Origin of the sequence: Endozoicomonas sp. ALB115, assembly GCF_049310245.1 — a bacterium.
GTDB lineage: Bacteria > Pseudomonadota > Gammaproteobacteria > Pseudomonadales > Endozoicomonadaceae > Endozoicomonas.
Genome location: NZ_JBLYZG010000005.1, coordinates 134900 through 153178, shown reverse-complemented (window position 1 = coordinate 153178; position 18279 = coordinate 134900). Strand labels below are relative to the sequence as shown.

The window sequence follows — 18279 nt, the reverse complement described above, 5'->3', positions numbered from 1 at the left end:
ATAAAGTGCTGCAGATTTATAACAGCCTGACCCGTAAGAAAGAGCCGTTTACCCCATTGGATGGCAATCACGTGCGCATGTACGTTTGTGGTATGACGGTGTACGACTACTGTCATATTGGTCACGCTCGTACGGTAACGGCGTTTGATGTGGTGGCTCGTTATCTCCGTGCCCGTGGTTATGATCTGACCTATGTTCGCAATATTACGGATGTAGATGACAAGATTATTCGCCGGGCGGCCGAAAATGGTGAGGATTTTATGGCCCTGACCGGTCGTATGATCGCCGCCATGCAGGAAGACTTCCAGCGATTGGGTAACCTGCCACCAGACCAGGAGCCCAAGGCCACCGAATTTGTACCGGGCATGGTGGCAATGATCGAGCAGCTGATCGGTAAGGGGTTTGCCTACGCACCAGGTAACGGGGATGTCTATTACCGCGTTCATAAGTTTGCGGATTACGGCAAGCTGTCCGGCAAGGTGCTTGAAGAGCTGGAAGCGGGTGCCCGAATTGAGGTGGAAGAGCAAAAAGAAGATCCACTGGATTTTGTTTTGTGGAAAGCTGCCAAGCCCGGTGAGCCCAGCTGGTCATCGCCCTGGGGTGAGGGGCGTCCGGGCTGGCATATTGAGTGCTCTGTTATGGGTAAATGCTGTCTGGGCGATACCTTTGATATTCATGGTGGCGGTTCAGATCTGAAGTTCCCTCATCATGAGAATGAGATTGCCCAGAGCGAAGCGTGTAACGATGCCAGGTTTGTGAATACCTGGATGCACTCTGGCGCAATCCGCATCGATAATGTGAAGATGTCCAAGAGCCTTGGTAACTTCTTTACTATCCGGGAAGTGCTGGATAAGTACGATGAAGAAGTGGTTCGCTACTTTATGATCTCCAGCCACTACCGCAGCCCGATCAACTATTCCGAAGATAGCCTGAAAGAGGCGGGCGTACGTCTTGAGCGTCTGTACACCGCGTTACAAGGGCTTGACCTGGAAGGGGTGTCCGCAGCAGAAAATAATGAGTTCGAGCAGCGGTTCTTCAAGGTTATGGACGATGACTTCAATACTGCAGAAGGGCTGGCCGTATTGTTTGAGCTGGTGCGTCACCTCAATACCGTGCGCAGTCAGGACGAATCTGCTGCCCTGTCACTGGCTGCCCTGCTGGTTAAGCTTGGTGGGGTTCTGGGTATTCTGCAGCGGGATCCGGAAGTGTTTCTGAAATCCGGTGCGGATGTGGATGAAGCCATGATTGAAAGCATGATTGAGCAACGCAACAATGCCAAAAGGCATCGTGATTTTGCTGAAGCAGATCGTATCCGTGATGAGCTTGCTGCCCGGGGAGTTATTCTTCAGGACAGCAGAGAAGGTACAACATGGCGGATTGAGCGTTAACGTCATTTTATACGGCTGGCGGCTTTTTGCTGTCAGTCCTCTTTCGGAAGGAGAGAAACCTCGTTGGAGCGCAGTTTTATGTTATTTATATTAAAGTCTCTCATAAAGGCTTCAGCCCCAAAGCCAAAAACATAGCTTTTTAATTTTTCATCATCGATTGGTTTTATTTTTGCCTGCAATTTACGGTATTTATTCGACAATTCTGCGATCGGGACACTCTTGAATTCTTGATCAGGCAGTCTGAAAAGGAAGCGGGTACTGATGCCACTTGCTTCATCATAATGGCAGGCAATACCTCCCTGGTGCTTGCTAAAAAATATCAGGATATCTGCAGTGATTGGCTGTCCGAAAAGCGATTTAATATGAGTCAGCACCTGTTGGGATTCAGGTGTAATTCTTCTACGGGCTTCATCAATCAAGGCGGTAGCTATCAAATAGATGGGAATTTCTTTTGCATGCTTTACATTCTGAAGCCGTAGGTCATAAAAAGCTCCTTCAGAATGTTTTTTGACATACGCTGCCACTTCGCTCTGATTAAATTTCAGATTCCCTTCTAACTTCATTGCCTTGATTTGTTGGTTGGGCAGTGCTTTAAACGCCTCAGGGAACCAAATGCGGAATTTAATGTGTAGTGGGTAGATGTAAGCTCTGCCAAGACCAGCGGATTTATGGTCTGTAACATGAATGATATCGCCATATATGCGTTGGTTTCGATAAAGGTTTAAACATTCTATTACATCAAGGCACTGCTGGCTGTGGGAAGGCATCCAGTTCACGGTTGGCTGATTGAAAGTGGTCGGAGTAGGCAGCAAGGGTGTCTTATGATTTTGGTTTTGCTGTAAAAATAAATGAAAAGCTCTTGCCAGCAAGGTGTTAGAGGGGGGGATCCCAAAAGTATTTTCATAGTTGAGGGTGGCTGCCCATAATTCGGCCATAAGCACTTGTACATGGGCATTATTTTGCAGGCTGGAATAAGGATTGATTGAGCTGCCAGCGAATGCTCCGGGTAACATTCCGTTGTCTTCTGATAACGATGCTTCAGCACTTTCAGCTGATTCATTAATCCCGTTGGCGGATGATGTTTGAGAAAAGCTATCAGTGTGTCTTTTTCCATCGTCGGGGCAGTGCTCAGATTTTCTGGGGTGGGGCCGATTCGGATTGCCTGTTGCTGTAGATTTGGGGGTATGTTCTGAAGTATGGGGTGTTGGGACATGTACGGGTGCCGACTTTTTCCTTTGTCGCATGTGCGGTTGCACATCGGCAATGCTGGTGCTGCCAGGACCGGTGAAATCCGGGTTTAAATATGAGGTGAACATCTGCCCCTGTTGACCTGTAAAGTATGGGAGTTGAAGTCGCTGTGCCAGATGAGCTGTGTGACTTATATTTCGTCCCTGCCAATGGGGCATTCCTGTAAAGGAGGGCTGTCGATAAGGAGAAGCCAGTTGAGCTGGTACTGGCACACCGTATCTGGGGTATCCTTGTGCAGTGGCGTTTGTTGTGTATGGATTGTTGTTCATTGTGAGTCACTTTGCCTGATTAAATTGTTAAATAGCTGGATTAAGAAGCGTGATGTCTTATTATCTCCCGGACTAATCATCTGATAGAAAACTAACAGTGTGAGAAAATAACTGTATGCTCCCCCTTCTGCGAATGCCTCGTCTAAGAAAGCAGCCTACACCCAAAGATTCAATATAATCTGATAACTCACTGTCATTCATGGAATGCTCTATGGTAGCTTCCAGTTCGCAAAACAGCCCCCTGAGCGATGATACTGACAGTGACGTATACACTGTAGGTGTGTTAAACATAAAATAGGCAAGATAGCCTGTTGTCGGGTCTCTATGGCAAGCTATTCCGCCAACTTGTTTGGAGTCAAAGAATACTATTCTGGCAGTGACTCTTTTCTCATTCAGGGATTTCAGGTGATCGATAATTTTTGGTATTTCCTGCTCTGCCTCCAATGGGTCAATGGTCTCCTGAGAGATTGCCAGCTGAGTAGATGAAGATGATTTCATTTCATCACATTTCAGGAAAATAGGGATTCTGCTGATGGGCTCTCTTTGCTGGTCTTTAGTATAAAAGCAGCCGGCGGGTTGTCTGGATAAGTATTGGGTCAGAGCCTTCCATGATGAGAAGCATAGCTTTCCCTGTATTGGTGACGAGATCATATCGCTGGCCATTAGATCTAATGGAAAGCGCAGGCCAACCTTCAGATTAAAAATCCCCAGTTGTATATTGCCAGTACCAGCTCTTCGATGGCAGGCAATGTCGTCAATGGTTGAAGTGAAGTATCTTCCCCGGTTTTCGGTAATGAGTTCCATGACTTCCGGGGCTTCAGATGCTTTTGCTGGTGTTATTCCTGCTGATCCTGCCGGAAACCGGGGCAAAAATTGAATTGCAGTGTCTGGGCAGGCCGGTTGGGGGATGTAGCAGGGCGTCAGGCTGGCCTGGAATGGACTAAAAGTGGGGGGAGGAGCGCAAAAGGTTGGTCGACAAAGGTAAAGCCCTGGCTCTTGCGCGGGGATAAAAGCAGGAATTCTTCGGCGTGTTGACACAACAGCAATGGGGTAGGTGTCACTCTGTGCGGATACCGTTGGTAGTGGTGCTGCTGCAACTGGTAGCGGTACCGGGTAAAAAACCGTTTGAGGAGGTGGGTTGAGCGCCTGTGAATAATGAACTTTTTGTTGCGTTGGCTGGTCTGGCAGGGCAACTTCTCTCTGCCGCCATATTGTTACTGGTTTTACCAGTAATGGGTTATTTGCTGTTGGTTGTATGATGATATTGTTAGTATCTGTACCAGATCGAAGCGAATTAACATGCATCTTTGAAAATTGCTCTCTTGGAGTAAGTGGACGATTAAAATTACTTTTTAATGGATAGCGCATTCACAGGGGAAGGCTTTATCTGAGTAAATTAATAGAAAGATGATTCAATATTTCATTATTATTCCTGCCACTTGTCATTTAATGCACTTTTGTAGCTGTTAATCAATTTTACTAATCAATTTGCAGGGGTTAATGTGTGACAATCCGGATATAATATGAATTCTCACCAGAAGATTTTTCAAACTTTAGTTGTTAAATAGAGCCTGTCAAATAACCAGTTTTCTGACTGTCGGTTTGTCTGGTAAAGCGTAGCGGGCCGGTTGCTTCCATAGCGCTTTTTGCCGGTATCCTCAAGCAGATTGTAATTCAGGAAACGGTTGCGGATCGAGCGCATGGGTGGGGCTTTGCCAAGAATAACAGAAAAGACATTTTGAATATCGGATAACGTGAACTCTGTTGGAAGCAGATAAACAGGCAGCGCACTGTACTGTATTTTATTTTTCAGTCTGTCCAGCGCTTCCATAACCAGTTGGTTATGATCATAGGCCAATCTGGTTACTGGTTGATCATTCACAACATCAACCCATGCCGCCTGGGCCTGTAATGGCTGTTCATTACCCGGACGAAGGAGTGCGTAGTAAACGACGGTTAATGACCAGCCCCTGGAGTCTCTCTGGTTATCGCCAATGGTGACGACCTGCTCGAAATAGGTGGCAGGTTCTGACGTCAGTCGGCTCAGTTGTCGTTTTGCCGTATCTTCAAGGCAGTGATCAAATTCAGGCTCTATTCTGCCTGCCGGGAGCTGGGGGCACTTATTTTCCGGTAACTGATGAACAAGTACCTGGAGGCTGTTGTTGGCGCTGAGCTGAAATACGACCAGATCGACAGATATAAGTGCCGTGTTCAGGCTCTTGATTGTCTTGAGGCTTTTAATTGGCTGAAGGCTCTTGGTCGGCTTGGGGCCCATGGACAAATCCTGATGGCAGATACTCTGGTTGACAGGTTAGAGAACATAATTCACTATGTTAGTGAATCAGATTCCTTTTGTCACGGTGAAAATAATGTATGCCATTGGGTCGAGGGAGACCATTGCTGCTTTTGATGTGGATGCCCAGAACTGTTTCACCCCGTTGTGTCCAGATGAGCTACCGGTTCCGGATGGTCATAATATCGCTGCCGAGTTGAATCGCCAGGCCCGGCTGGCTGGTGTTCGTGTGGGTTCCAAGGATGCGCATCCGGCCAATGCAGTATGGGTGGCTGGGGCAGAGTATCCGCAGTTGACGCCGGTAACCGGTCATAAAAATGTTGATCTTCGCTGGAATCGACATGCTGTCCCCGGCACACAGGGGTTTGAGCTGGTGAGTGGGCTTCCCGACGTGACGGATTATGATTATTTTGTCTGGAAGGGGGTCGAGATGGATATTCATCCCTATGGTGCCTGTTTTCATGATCTGGTAGAACGGTTGAGTACAGGAGTTATCGAATTTTTAACCAATAAAGGCATTACCACCGTATTGGTTGGTGGTCTGGCGCTTGATTTCTGTGTAAAAACCACGGCATTGCAACTGCAGCGGGCTGGTTTTCAGGTGTATGTCAATCTTGCCGCCACCCGTGGCCTGGCTGAATCATCAGTGGCTGATGCTATTGCCGAACTGAATGCCGGCGGAGTTATTTTGGTAGAGAGTGCCAGCGATCTGATCATTGCTGATGCGGTCAGTGATGCCGACGCTCTCTGAAGGAAAGAAGTATGGATAGCCCGATTATACCAACCCTCCTCGACACCGACCTGTATAAATACACCATGCAGCAGTCCATGGTGCATCGCTATCCGGATGCCTGGGCTCGCATGGAGTTTCATTGCCGGAGTGACCAGCCGTTAGCCCTGTCAAAAAAGCAACTGAAAAGGCAGTGTGAATTTCTGGGAGAGCTGCGCCTGGGTTCGGAAGAACTTGAGTGGCTGTCTACTCTGCCGTTTATTGCGGATGATTTTATCGAGTATCTTGAGGGTTTCCGGCTTGACCCACATGCGGTTGCCATTGAACAGACCAGTGGTCAATTGTCGTTGGTGATTGAGGGGCTCTGGAGTGAAATTACCCACTTTGAAATTTTCCTGCTGGCAATCGTCAGTGAGCTTCATGGTCATAGCTTTTATGGTCAGGGAGCTCAGGATGATGTAATTACTCAAGGCCAGCGTCGCCTTGATGAAAAGCTGAGCCAGCTTCCGGGCGATAGTGGTATTATTCTGGTCGATTTTGGTACGCGTCGGCGGTTTTCAAGGGACTGGCATTACCACGTCGTGGAAACCCTGAAGCACCGCCTGCCAGATAACTTTGCGGGCACCAGCAACCTGAATCTGGCAAGAACCCTTGGCTTGAAACCGGTAGGCACCATGGCCCATGAGTGGCTGCAGTCCCATCAGGTTCTCGGTCAGAGTCTGCGGACCAGTCAGAAAGATGCGTTAAGGGTATGGCTGGATGAGTATCAAGGTCAGCTCGGCATAGCGCTTACGGATACCATCAGCATGGCAGCGTTTCTGAAGGACTTTGATGTTGAGCTGGCCAGCGCCTACCAGGGGATGCGCCATGATTCCGGTGACCCTTTCGTCTGGGGGGAATTGGCCCTTGATCATTATCGCCGACTGGGCATTGACCCGCGCAGCAAAAGCCTGGTGTTCAGTGATAAGCTGAACTTTGATAAAGCGTTGGCTATTTACCAATGGTTCGCTGGCAAAATTAATGTCAGCTTTGGGATTGGTACCTATCTCACCAACGATATGGGCTTTAATGCGCCCAATATTGTTCTGAAATTAACCGAGCTGAATGGGGCTCCCGTCGCCAAACTCTCAGACAGCCCGGGTAAAACACTGTGCCGTGATAAGGACTATATTGAGCGGTTAAAGAAAACGTTTGGCTATCAGTCAGATTACGGATACTCATGACCAATCATGCCGGTCATGGGGATTTGACTGGAAAAAGCTGGGGGTTGGCCTGTTTTATCAGTTCAACCAGCCTTTTGTTAACGTATCCTTTCATTTTTCCCCACGCCAGGATCTCCTCGCTTCCCGGGTGCGTGTAGATCAACTCATCCCTTGCCATATCGAAAACTGTTGATATTTTCTGGCTCAACTCCTTTCGATTATTCAGCGTGCCCTGTTCTTTAATCAGGTCCCTCTGCTCAATAATGTCAAGTAACTGGTTAGCCAGTTTCTTTCTCACCTGATCTTCAACTTTTCCGCCAGCAGACGATGCCCCGGCTTCCCCGACAACCCAGTCTGCCAGGAGTTTATAACAAAAGCGTCGTCTGGTATCTGTCCCCTCAACAAAGCAGGGTAGCGGCTCATTGTTTCTCTTTTTTTCCTGAATGGCGTTGCTGGCTTCCGTATCCCTGAAAGTGGGCACATACAATAATTCATGCTCGGGCTGAATCACTACCCCTTCAATATCCGTAGTCAGTTCTGAAGGCATGATCTCGATGTTATTCACTTGACTGGCAAGCATCGCAGCCGATGTTCCGGGAACATGATTAACCTTGAAATTACAGAGTTCTTTGAATGTTCCTTCTGCCAGCACATTGACCTTATGCATGTTTGGAGGACGAATTTCCTTATCCCACAACTGACTGAACTGATCGAAAGGGAGTTGTTCCCCCTCTATATCCAGGGCAAATGCAATCAAGTGATGACTCAAACCGTAATTCTGTCTGTTTTGAATATTAAAGCCCACCATTTCACAGCGGAGGAAGACAGTATCGATGTTATTTTTATTCATCCAGCGATTAACAGCAAAAATATCTTCAGTGTACTTTTTCTCGATAAGCCCTGCCAAAGGATCACTTTTGTTATGTACCTTGGTCAGTCTTTTGTATAAACAAACGTTGCCATTCCTGTCGACTTTAATGGTGGTGTTAATGCCATCGTGCTTTTCTGTTGCTACACATTTAAGTGCATCCACATCCACTTCATTGATTGATCGCAATTCAGACATGAATCGGTTGTGTTTTTCCTGATCCGTTCTGGAACCGATTATCGAGTTAAAATACCTGAAACCGAGCTGGCTTCCTTCGGCCTCATAATTTACCGTTATTCCATAATCATCAAGGCATTTTTTCTCAGGTGTTGTCGTATATGTCCCTTCATTGATCTTTACTTGGGTTTCTGGCTTGACTGCTTGTGTTTTGCTGCTATCAAACTCTCTTGAACATTCATTCGATAATTGATTTGTCAGTGTGGTTGCTATTGGTGGTGAAATTGCTGATGGGGTAAACATTATTAAATACCTGTCAAATAATGACTGTCAGGAAAAAACAAGTGTTTCAGGGAATCATAGGCCTTTCAATCGATACGTGTTGAACTTTTTTTTGGAAAGAAAGTCTAGAAAATATGAGTTGGAATTTGTTCTTCAGAAATTCGTTTTTCATGTGAGCTGACCCGGCAGCAATAACTTATTTCCCATACTGGTCAACAGGAATTGAATAATGCAGTCTACATCATGCCCAGGTGCGCCGTCCTGCCATCTGAAAGACTACTTTTTGAACGAAGAGGTATTAATTATCTCATGTTCTTGCGGTCAGATTGGCTCACTTTTATGTTATGCGGTATCGACTCTCCCTAAAGCTGTTCCTATCGGTTTTGTTTCATTTTGCACAGCTTCAGCCATTGGTCTGGCCATGGAGCAACGCAATATTGTCCGGCGCGACTATGAAACCAAACTGTTGCTGATAAGCAACAAAGAGTTAAAAAAAGAGTTAAAGGAAAAGCTTGAACGATTATCCGAGAGGCAATGTGCTACTTTTCTTGGATGTAAAAAAAATCGGGATGCAATTACTGATCTTAAAAAATTGATTAAAGGAAATGACGAAGCGCTATATAAAAAGCTTGATCGATTATGCAGGAGCCAAACCGAAAATAATCATACATGCACAATGAATAGCGAGAAAATTGAGGGCCTCCATGAACTGATAAACAACATGTCAACGGTAATAACTGAACAGCCCGGGGTATTAAATCAAATACCCACTGACCGTCATCGGCAAAAAAATGCGTAGCTGCTCCTTGTGCTCACCTGGTCCCAAAAGGCAGGGAGTCTTTCGGCTATCCCCTGGTTTGTAAGAAATGTAATACGCAGGTTATGTTCAATATCAGCACCAGCTTACAATGTTTTCTGTATTCTCCGGTCTGTTGTGTTCAACACTGCGGTTCAGTAGAGTCTGGCCAATACTGGTTCCGATCCGGTTCAAGAGCCAATCATTCATCGCCTGCCCGGACTTGTTATGGAAACCTTTTCCCTTTCCGCACTGGTTGTTTTTCTTGCTGAAATCGGTGACAAGACCCAGCTGCTCTCGCTGATGCTGGCATTGCGGTTTCGCGCTCCCTGGCTGATCTCTCTGGCTATTTTGCTGGCGACTCTGTTGAACCATGCCGTTGCCGTCTGGTTTGGCAGTTGGGTGGTCGCCTGGATTTCCCCCGATATTCTTCAATATCTGATTGCCGCTTCCTTTTTTGCTGTTGCTGTATGGGCCCTGGTCCCGGATAAGCTGGATGACAATGATGGGTCAATGGCGGGTTATGGTGTTTTTCTAACGACACTGGCTCTGTTTTTTGTGGCCGAAATGGGCGATAAGACCCAGGTCGCGACTGTGCTTCTGGCGGCTGAATATTCTGCCACGATCATGGTGATTGCCGGCACTACGCTGGGCATGCTGCTGGCCAATATGCCCGTGGTCTTCTTTGGTGAGAATTTGGCAGAGAGGCTGCCACTGCAATGGATTCACCGTGGGGCAGCGTTGTTGTTTGCGGTGTTGGGTGTGTTGGCGCTGGTGAATCAATGATAATATTTTTCCGGGCTCACCAGCCGGAAAAAACCGGGCCTGATTGTGAATAAAATGATGGCCAGATGTGCGCTGGCAGTTGACGTCAGGTCGGGTTTTATGCAGAATGCGCTGCATCGGGACGCGATGCCCCGGTCTTTATGGTGGACCTTGCCGGTCCCCCCGCAATAATCAGCTACGAACCCCGCCAGGCCCGGAAGGGAGCAACGGTAGTAGTGACGTTATGTGCCGGGGTGTGGCTGGCAGGGTTCGCCTCCATCATTTCGGGTTCTCCGGATTTTCCTCACTCCCAAACTCGCTTTCAAATACTTCTCTAAAGCTTCCTGATCGTGCAATTTCAAGGCTTCTTGGTTAGCATAGATACTCTTTAATTCCCATCTCAGGTATTGACGCTACTCAATGAGCTATCAGGTTCTTGCACGCAAATGGCGACCCCGTTCTTTCAAAGAGCTGGTAGGGCAGTCCCATGTTCTTCAGGCGCTGGTTAATGCCCTGGATCAGGATCGTCTCCACCATGCCTACCTGTTTACCGGTACCCGGGGTGTGGGTAAGACCACCATTGCCCGTATTTTTGCCAGGTGTCTGAACTGTGAGCAGGGTGTCAGCTCGACCCCCTGTGGCCAGTGTTCAGCCTGTAAAGAGATTGATGATGGCCGGTTTGTGGACCTGATTGAAGTGGATGCGGCCTCCAGAACCAAGGTAGAAGATACCCGGGAACTGTTGGATAACGTCCAGTATGCGCCAACCCGTGGGCGTTATAAGGTGTACCTGATCGATGAGGTGCACATGCTCTCGGCGCACAGTTTTAACGCGCTGTTGAAAACGCTGGAAGAGCCGCCTCCCCATGTGAAATTCCTGCTGGCAACCACCGATCCTCAAAAGTTGCCGGTGACTATTTTGTCCCGCTGTCTTCAGTTCAGCCTGAAGAATATGACGCCAGAGCGAATTGTCGGTCATCTGGAGAATATCCTCGGACAGGAACAGATCCCCTGCGAAGTGGCGGCCCTGTGGCAGCTGGCCCGTGCTGCGGATGGCAGTATGCGTGATGCCCTCAGTTTGACGGATCAGGCCATTGCTTTTGGCAACGGGCGAGTCAGTGAGGCTGAGGTGGGGGCGATGCTGGGTACCATTAACCAGGGGCAGGTGATGAAGATGGTGGTGGCGCTGTCGACCGCCAATGCGGCCCATATCCTGGGTTCGGTGTCATCCCTGGCAGAGCATTCGCCGGATTATCTGGCGGTACTGGATGATATGTTGTCCCTGCTGCACCGGGTGGCCATTGCCCAGGCTGTGCCCGATGCCGTTGATAACAGTCAGGGTGATCGTGAGCAGGTTATAGCGCTGGCATCATCAATGACGGCTGAGGATGTGCAGCTTTATTACCAGATTGGTCTTGTGGGCAAGAAAGATCTGCCCCTGGCACCGGATCCCCGGGGTGGTTTTGAAATGGCCTTGTTGCGTATGCTGGCGTTCCGGCCCGATGGTGCGCCAGCGGCTGGCAGGCCGCTTGATATTTCTGGTGCAAAACAGGATGTGATGGCGGTTGCAGCGCCGCCGACAAACAGTGTCGCCTCTTCATCTGCGCAAAGCTTTTCATCAGCTGAAGGCTCTTCATCTCACAACAGCACGTCTGATGAAGAAGGTGCTTCTGATCCGGAGCCTGAGCCTGCTACCCAGCAAGTTGATGCGCCTGCTGTTATTCATGAAATTGCTCGGGAAACAGTTGAGCACGAAAACCCTTCGGTCCAGAGCGGTGGTCACAGGGATACCTTTGAGCCTCCTGTTATTGCTGATGAGCCACCTGAGACACCAACAGAGGAAATAGCCTCCCGGGCAGTGGTCAGTGAAGATACACCGCCAGTCCCCGAGGTCGTTCCACTGTCAGCTTATGACCAGGCTGCCTTTGAGTCGCCTGTTTATGATGAGCGTGACAGTGCTCTGGATGATATGCAGGCACACTGGTCGTCCGGAGTCAATTCACAGGAAATCGCTACTGTAGCGGATGCCTCTGCTCACCAGTCTCTGAGTCTGCCATCGGTTGTTGCCCCTGAAACCACGGTCAGGGCTGTGGTGGAATTACCGGCAAAAGAAGACCGGGTGCCATTTACGCAGATGGATGCTGTGAGCTGGATTCAGGTTTTTCGCGGTCTTCCCCTGGGAGGGGTGACAGGCACCATTGGTTCCCATTGTGAGTTTGTTGACAGTGAACAGGGTGCTGTCCGGTTGCGACTTGATGAACAGCGCAGCACGCTCTACAACGACACCCATCGTCAGCGTGTGGAAAAGGCGCTGTGTGATTATTTTGAACAGTCCGTTAAACTGTCAATTGACACTGGTCGTATTGTTAATGAAACTCCTGCTGCCTGGCGCGAACGGAAAATTGCCGAGCGTCTCCAGGAAGCGAAAGAGAGTATTTATTCCGATGCCAGGGTAAAGGGGTTGATTGAGACCTTTTCGGCCATGGTTCTGGATGATTCGATTCAACCAGTTGGTAATATTATCAAGTAAAAAGCCCGGGCGGGATTATCGGTGAATTTCGGTGGTCCCTGTTTGGTGTTTTTTGTGCAGAGGTCAATATGTTTAAAGGTGGTATGGGCAATCTGATGAAGCAGGCCCAGAAAATGCAGGAAGATATGGAGAAACTCCAGGAGGAGTTGGCCAATGCAGTAGTCACTGGTGAAGCCGGTGCCGGGCTGGTTAAGGTCATCATGACCGGTCGTTATGATGTTCGTAAGGTGGAGATCGATCCAAGTCTATTTGCGGAAGATAAGGAGATGTTGGAAGATCTGGTGGCTGCAGCAATTAATGATGCGGTTCGCAAAGTAGAAGAGAACAACAAGGAAAAAATGGGTGAGCTGACCTCAGGGCTCGGTCTTCCAGCCGGTATAAAACTGCCATTCTAAACTCCTTACGCCCGACACGCTTGCTATGTTGCTTAGAGCTACTGCGTGTCGGGTAGCGATATCATTGTTAATCAGGTTTTGTTTATGTTCAGCCCCATGATCAGGGAATTGATGGAGTCATTACGCTGTCTGCCAGGCGTGGGGCCGCGTTCGGCCCAGAGAATGGCGTTGCACCTGCTGGAAAGGGATCGTGACGGGGCTGTGCGCTTGTCGTCTGCTCTCCGGCAGGCTGCCGAAGGGGTGGGGCGATGCGGGCATTGCCGTACCCTGACAGAAGAACCTGTCTGTCAGATTTGTGCCAATCCCGGCAGGGATGAAAAACTGTTGTGTATTGTCGAGAATCCTTCGGATGTTATGGCTTTTGAGCAGGCCGGTGGCTTTTTAGGACGTTACTTTGTGTTAATGGGGCATTTGTCGCCTATTGATGGTATCGGGCCAGAAGATATTGGCATTGAACACCTGTTGAAAACGGTGGCTGATAATCAGGTAGAAGAGGTCATCCTGGCAACCAACCCGACGGTGGAAGGTGAGGCCACGGCGCACTATATTGCTGAGGAGTTGAAAACCCTCGGGGTGACGGCCACTCGCATTGCCCATGGTGTTCCCCTGGGTGGTGAGCTTGAGTTTGTGGATGGTGGTACCCTGGCCCATGCCCTGGCAGGCCGCAAGAAGGTTGAAATCTGACTCAGGCTAAAAAGCCCCGTCTTCCTGTGCATGCAATTGCTACCGGGCATTTTCCAATGATTCGTTTTATTGGCCTGGGGGATATGACCTGTGATGAAGAGTATCTTATACCCTGGCAGCACAAGTTGAGGGAATGGATATCAGCAGGAAAACAACCCTGCTTTTTTATGCATAGCCCAAGTAATCGCGAGGTTCCTCTTCTGGCCAAGCGCTTTCATGACAGTTTTCAGGACTTGCCCGGATGGCATCCGCTGAAGATTGAGGCTCAAACCGATCAGATGGATATCTTCTGAAGAAGATGGGGGATTTGAAGGCTTGGGTAAAACAGGGAGTAGGTAAATCTGAGAGATAGGTAAAAATAATTTGGTCGGAGCGAGAGGATTTGAACCTCCGACCCCCACAACCCCATTGTGGTGCGCTACCAGGCTGCGCTACGCTCCGACTCTCCTGAAGAGTCGATGCGACGTCTCTTCCGAATGACTGTTATGTTACCTGAACGAAGTTCTTTTGCAAGTTCTTGATGTTACAAGATTCTTTATCCCGGACTTGAGTCCTGATGAAGCGTCCCTTAGCCGTTTTCAGGAGACGAAAATACGTGGCTATTGTAATTTAGCCGGAAAAGCCCCATCTTAGAGACCATGGCCGGTTTTACAGATGCCTGAGACGGTGTTTCAGGTAGTTCTGCTGTAGGCTGACCATTGATCAAACACGTAATAGATCGTGTCCTGAATGCCTGCCAGGTTTTCACTTTCCAGTTTTCAGCCAGCCAGCGGGCTGGTGGACGGCAGGCTTTATTGATATTGAACATATAGGGGCTGAGCTATGGATAATAAAGATACCCTGCAACCATCAGAGCACTATGAATTGCCGTTGTTGCCCCTCCGTGATGTGGTGGTCTACCCGCATATGGTGATCCCGCTGTTTGTCGGCAGGGAAAAATCCATCCAGGCGCTGGACCTGGCAATGTCTGGTGACAAGAGAATTCTGCTGGTAGCCCAGAAAAGTGCCCAGACCGATGAGCCTCAGGTGGAAGACCTGTTTTCTGTGGGCACCGTTGCCAGCATTCTGCAGTTGCTGAAGTTACCAGACGGAACGGTCAAGGTTCTGGTGGAAGGTGAGACCCGGGTAACGATTGACTCGGTCTATGAAGACGATGGGCTGGTTAAGGCGAAAGTTCATGAGCAGCTTTCAGAGCAGATCAGCGACCGGGAAGGTGAGCTGCTGGTTCGTTCTGTGATGTCTCAGTTTGAGCAGTATGTGCAATTGAGCAAGAAAGTACCGAATGAGGTGCTTAGCTCATTATCCGGTATCAAAGACCCGGCCAAGCTGGTGGATACCATCAGTGCACACATGCCCATGAAGATCGAAGACAAGCAGAAGATGCTTGAGATCATCGACCTGGGCGACCGGTTGGAGTATCTGATTGGTATTATGCAGGGTGAGATGGATTTTCTGCAGGTGGAAAAGAAAATCCGTGGTCGCGTCAAGAAACAGATGGAGCGCAGCCAGCGAGAGTATTACCTGAATGAGCAGATGAAAGCCATTCAGAAAGAGTTGGGGGATATGGACGATGCACCCAACGAGCTGGAAGAGCTGAAAGCGAAAATTGATCAGGCGGGGATGACCCTGGAGGCCAGGGAGAAAACCCTGGCGGAACTGGCCAAACTGAAAATGATGTCGCCGATGTCCGCAGAGGCGACGGTGGTCAGGGGCTATATTGACTGGATGCTCAGTGTTCCCTGGAAAAAGCGCAGCAAAGTCCGCCATGATATGAAGCGTGCCCAGGATATTCTTGAGGCTGATCACTATGGGCTGGAAGAGGTTAAGGAACGTATCCTTGAATATCTTGCCGTGCAGAAGCGGGTTCGTAAACTGAAGGGGCCTGTGCTCTGTCTGGTGGGACCTCCCGGGGTTGGTAAAACGTCACTGGGTGAGTCACTGGCCAGGGCGACGAATCGCAAGTTTGTCCGTATGGCGCTGGGTGGCGTTCGTGATGAAGCGGAAATCCGCGGTCACCGCAGGACTTACATTGGCTCCATGCCGGGTAAACTGATCCAGAAGATGGCTAAGGTTGAAGTGAAAAACCCGCTTATCCTGCTGGATGAAATCGACAAAATGGGCTCTGATATGCGTGGTGATCCGGCTTCAGCGTTGCTGGAGGTGCTGGACCCTGAGCAGAACAACTCATTCAATGACCACTATCTGGAAGTGGATTACGATCTTTCCGATGTTATGTTTGTCTGTACCTCCAACTCCATGGATATTCCCGGGCCGTTGCTGGACCGTATGGAGGTGATCCGCATTCCGGGTTACACCGAGGATGAGAAACTCAATATTGCCAAGCGTTATCTGGTGCCCAAGCAAATCAAGCGCAGTGGCCTCCGTAAGGGCGAGCTGTCCTTTGCTGATGATGCAGTGCTGGATATCATCCGCTACTACACCAAAGAAGCCGGTGTCCGTGGACTTGAGCGGGAAATTGCCAAGGTCTGTCGCCGGGCGGTAAAACAGGAAGCGCTGTCTGAAAAGGACCGCAAGAGCGCCGTTACCACGGAAGTGCTTGAAGACTTCCTGGGGGTTCGCAAGTTCACCTATGGACGGGCTGAAGATCAGGATCAGATCGGTCAGGTAACCGGCCTGGCCTGGACATCGGTTGGCGGTGAGTTGCTGACCATTGAGTCGGTAGCGGTTCCCGGCAAAGGGCAGATTATCAAAACCGGCTCCCTGGGTGATGTGATGCAGGAGTCAATCCAGGCGGCATTGACGGTGGTTCGCTCCCGGGCAGCCGCCATGGGTATTGAGCCTGATTTTCATCAGAAGAACGATCTGCACATTCACGTTCCTGAAGGCGCGACGCCAAAAGATGGCCCAAGTGCGGGTATCGGTATGTGTACCGCCCTTGTGTCCATTCTGACCGGGATTCCGGTTCGGGCAGATGTTGCCATGACCGGTGAGATCACCCTCCGGGGACAGGTCCTTGCCATCGGAGGTCTGAAAGAGAAACTTCTGGCAGCTCATCGTGGTGGTATCAAGAAGGTGCTGATTCCTGAAGAGAACCGTCGCGACCTGAAAGAGATCCCTGACAATATCAAGGATGACCTGGAGATTATTCCGGTTCAGTGGATTGATGAAGTTCTGGAAGTAGCGCTGTCGTATATGCCCGAAGCCCTGCCAGAAAAAGCACTGGAAGTTGCCGATTCCGAGCAGAAAACCGGGCAGAAAAGCGATGAACGTGTCAATACCCACTGACCGTTGAAGGTGAAGACCGCCCTGTATTGGGCGGTCGTTCAGTAATGACGGGGCTTTCCGGTGGATTCTTCAGTTGACATGACGGCCGGACGATTGGTATAAATTGCCGCTACTTCGGATCAGGAGTTAGCCCGGATTTTTCATAAACTGCCCCGATTCTCGCGCACGACCACATGGATGTGGGAGATAGGGCGACGCAGGATGCCAAAGCCGAGGACTTTGTCGCTCTAAGGGATTTTGTGAGGGAGCGCCGTACCGGGGAGTACGGTCGACTGAACAAAACTCCCTTAGAGCGGCAACGGACAAGTGAGAGCGGGAGCATGTTTATGAAATATCCGGGCCAGGTCGAAGCCATAGAGTCAGGTTGTCAGCTCAACTGTCAGACAACTGTATGCTAATGCGGATAAAAGTAGACTTCTTTTACCGGAATGACCGGACAGGTACAGACTGTAACCGGTGATTTGCTTTCCTATGACCCTCCAGACAAGAAACGCAGGAATGACTCTGCTTCCCCGATTTGATGAGCCTTCGGACTACTGTCTTCAGTAGCTCCGGGGGAAGCGGGTTTCCCGCCAGACTTCTTGAATCCAGTCAGACAATTTGCTTGACGGCAGATTATCAGACTTCATACTGCCCCGGTGTTATCGTTCGCTGTCAGTGTTCGATGGTTGCCATTGGCATAATGGATTCTGGTGATTATTTTCAGTGGTTTTAGATCAAATTGGCTGGTTGGCAGGCTATTAATGACGAAGGTGCATGTATGGTGCTTGTTTTTCACTGGAAAATGCAGCAGCATATCGGTCGCACCTGATAGGGTAGATGACAGAAGACCGGTAAATTACTCAGTTGCCAGCACGCTTTCTGTGTCTATCCTCTGTTAATGATTGAAAACGCATCCTACTTAGAAGGGGAATAGAGTGAACAAGTCCGAGCTTATTGATGCTATCGCTGCATCTGCAGACATTTCTAAGGCTGCCGCTGGTCGAGCCCTGGACGCCGTGATTAACTCTGTCACTGGTGCACTGAAAAATGGTGAGCAGGTTGTTCTGGTAGGTTTTGGCACATTTTCTGTGAAAGAGCGTGCCGCTCGTACCGGCCGTAACCCACAGACTGGTGAGCCGATTGAAATCGCCGCTGCCAGAATTCCAAGCTTCAAAGCTGGTAAGGCTCTTAAGGATGCCGTGAACTGATCTGGTACGGTTCACTGTTATAGTGCTTTAATCGGTTCTATTTCATCAGGTGGGCAAGGCAGGGTTCCACATGAATTATTCCAGGGGAGTTGTCTGCCGGTTCACCAGAAAGCGCATCCGATGATGCGCTTTTTTTTTTAAACCTGGTCTTCATCAGGCTGGGTGAGAAGAACAAGGGATATGCTCTGCTGTCTCAGCGGCCCTGGTACCTGAGGTT

General features: G+C 49.4%; 16 protein-coding genes, 1 tRNA gene and 1 other RNA gene. 12 read left to right on the top strand and 6 right to left on the bottom strand.

The genetic code is table 11. From position 1 onward, the window contains the following. The first annotated feature begins 8 nt into the window (after positions 1–8). On the top strand, positions 9–1388 hold the full coding sequence (gene cysS / locus ACO6VE_RS04055; protein WP_422459854.1) for a cysteine--tRNA ligase: 1380 nt from the start codon (positions 9–11) through the stop codon (positions 1386–1388). A gap of 32 nt (positions 1389–1420) precedes the next feature. Here the strand turns inward: cysS and ACO6VE_RS04050 are convergent, their stop codons facing one another. The 3 genes from ACO6VE_RS04050 to ACO6VE_RS04040 all read right to left on the bottom strand — a co-directional run bounded on the left by ACO6VE_RS04050 (position 1421) and on the right by ACO6VE_RS04040 (position 5180). After that, positions 1421–2905, bottom strand: coding sequence for a hypothetical protein (locus ACO6VE_RS04050; RefSeq protein ID WP_422459842.1), 1485 nt, complete (start codon positions 2903–2905; stop codon positions 1421–1423). Positions 2906–2977: 72 nt separating this feature from the next. After that, the gene (locus ACO6VE_RS04045; RefSeq protein WP_422448242.1) at positions 2978–4210 is read right to left on the bottom strand and encodes a hypothetical protein; all 1233 of its coding nucleotides are present in this window, start codon (positions 4208–4210) and stop codon (positions 2978–2980) included. Positions 4211–4451: 241 nt separating this feature from the next. Then, entirely contained in the window at positions 4452–5180 is a 729-nt protein-coding gene (locus ACO6VE_RS04040) for an NUDIX hydrolase (protein WP_422448240.1), read from the bottom strand. Positions 5181–5235: 55 nt separating this feature from the next. Here ACO6VE_RS04040 and ACO6VE_RS04035 point away from each other — a divergent pair, with 55 nt between their 5' ends. Together ACO6VE_RS04035 and pncB are read left to right on the top strand one after the other, a co-directional pair. Further along, complete coding sequence (locus tag ACO6VE_RS04035) at positions 5236–5949, top strand: isochorismatase family protein (RefSeq protein WP_209199741.1); 714 nt, start codon at positions 5236–5238, stop codon at positions 5947–5949. Positions 5950–5960: 11 nt separating this feature from the next. Next, positions 5961–7151, top strand: a complete 1191-nt coding sequence (gene pncB / locus ACO6VE_RS04030; protein ID WP_422459840.1) for a nicotinate phosphoribosyltransferase — start codon at positions 5961–5963, stop codon at positions 7149–7151. A 13-nt stretch (positions 7152–7164) separates the two neighbouring features. On the opposite strand, the gene ACO6VE_RS04025 is transcribed toward pncB, so the two are convergent. Then, the gene (locus ACO6VE_RS04025) at positions 7165–8478 is read right to left on the bottom strand and encodes an RNA ligase family protein (protein ID WP_422459838.1); all 1314 of its coding nucleotides are present in this window, start codon (positions 8476–8478) and stop codon (positions 7165–7167) included. Between the two features lie 208 nt (positions 8479–8686). Between ACO6VE_RS04025 and ACO6VE_RS04020 the strand changes: the two genes are divergently transcribed. From ACO6VE_RS04020 to ACO6VE_RS03990, 7 genes are all read left to right on the top strand, one after another. Then, positions 8687–9256: a hypothetical protein gene (locus ACO6VE_RS04020; protein WP_422448234.1), complete on the top strand. Its 570-nt coding sequence runs from the start codon at positions 8687–8689 to the stop codon at positions 9254–9256. A gap of 225 nt (positions 9257–9481) precedes the next feature. Next, on the top strand, positions 9482–10039 hold the full coding sequence (locus tag ACO6VE_RS04015; protein ID WP_422448232.1) for a TMEM165/GDT1 family protein: 558 nt from the start codon (positions 9482–9484) through the stop codon (positions 10037–10039). 151 nt (positions 10040–10190) lie between these two features. Beyond that, positions 10191–10287, top strand: an RNA gene (gene ffs, locus ACO6VE_RS04010) — signal recognition particle sRNA small type. 151 nt (positions 10288–10438) lie between these two features. Further along, positions 10439–12547: a DNA polymerase III subunit gamma/tau gene (gene dnaX, locus ACO6VE_RS04005; protein WP_422459836.1), complete on the top strand. Its 2109-nt coding sequence runs from the start codon at positions 10439–10441 to the stop codon at positions 12545–12547. Between the two features lie 68 nt (positions 12548–12615). Then, a complete protein-coding gene (locus tag ACO6VE_RS04000) occupies positions 12616–12942 on the top strand; it encodes a YbaB/EbfC family nucleoid-associated protein (RefSeq protein ID WP_101746317.1) in 327 nt (108 codons plus the stop codon). 84 nt (positions 12943–13026) lie between these two features. Further along, the gene (gene recR, locus ACO6VE_RS03995; RefSeq protein ID WP_422459834.1) at positions 13027–13626 is read left to right on the top strand and encodes a recombination mediator RecR; all 600 of its coding nucleotides are present in this window, start codon (positions 13027–13029) and stop codon (positions 13624–13626) included. Continuing rightward, the gene (locus ACO6VE_RS03990; protein ID WP_422449553.1) at positions 13623–13919 is read left to right on the top strand and encodes a DUF72 domain-containing protein; all 297 of its coding nucleotides are present in this window, start codon (positions 13623–13625) and stop codon (positions 13917–13919) included. Before recR ends, ACO6VE_RS03990 begins: the two co-directional genes overlap by 4 nt. Positions 13920–13990: 71 nt before the next feature. On the opposite strand, the gene ACO6VE_RS03985 is transcribed toward ACO6VE_RS03990, so the two are convergent. Then, positions 13991–14067 (bottom strand) — tRNA-Pro (locus tag ACO6VE_RS03985). Between the two features lie 381 nt (positions 14068–14448). Here ACO6VE_RS03985 and lon point away from each other — a divergent pair. Continuing rightward, a complete protein-coding gene (gene lon / locus ACO6VE_RS03980; RefSeq protein WP_422448225.1) occupies positions 14449–16872 on the top strand; it encodes an endopeptidase La in 2424 nt (807 codons plus the stop codon). Positions 16873–17497: 625 nt separating this feature from the next. Here the strand turns inward: lon and ACO6VE_RS03975 are convergent. Next, positions 17498–17668, bottom strand: coding sequence for a hypothetical protein (locus ACO6VE_RS03975; protein WP_422459832.1), 171 nt, complete (start codon positions 17666–17668; stop codon positions 17498–17500). A 121-nt stretch (positions 17669–17789) separates the two neighbouring features. Between ACO6VE_RS03975 and hupB the strand changes: the two genes are divergently transcribed. Next, entirely contained in the window at positions 17790–18062 is a 273-nt protein-coding gene (gene hupB, locus ACO6VE_RS03970) for a nucleoid-associated protein HU-beta (protein WP_101746322.1), read from the top strand. The last annotated feature ends 217 nt before the right edge of the window (positions 18063–18279 follow it).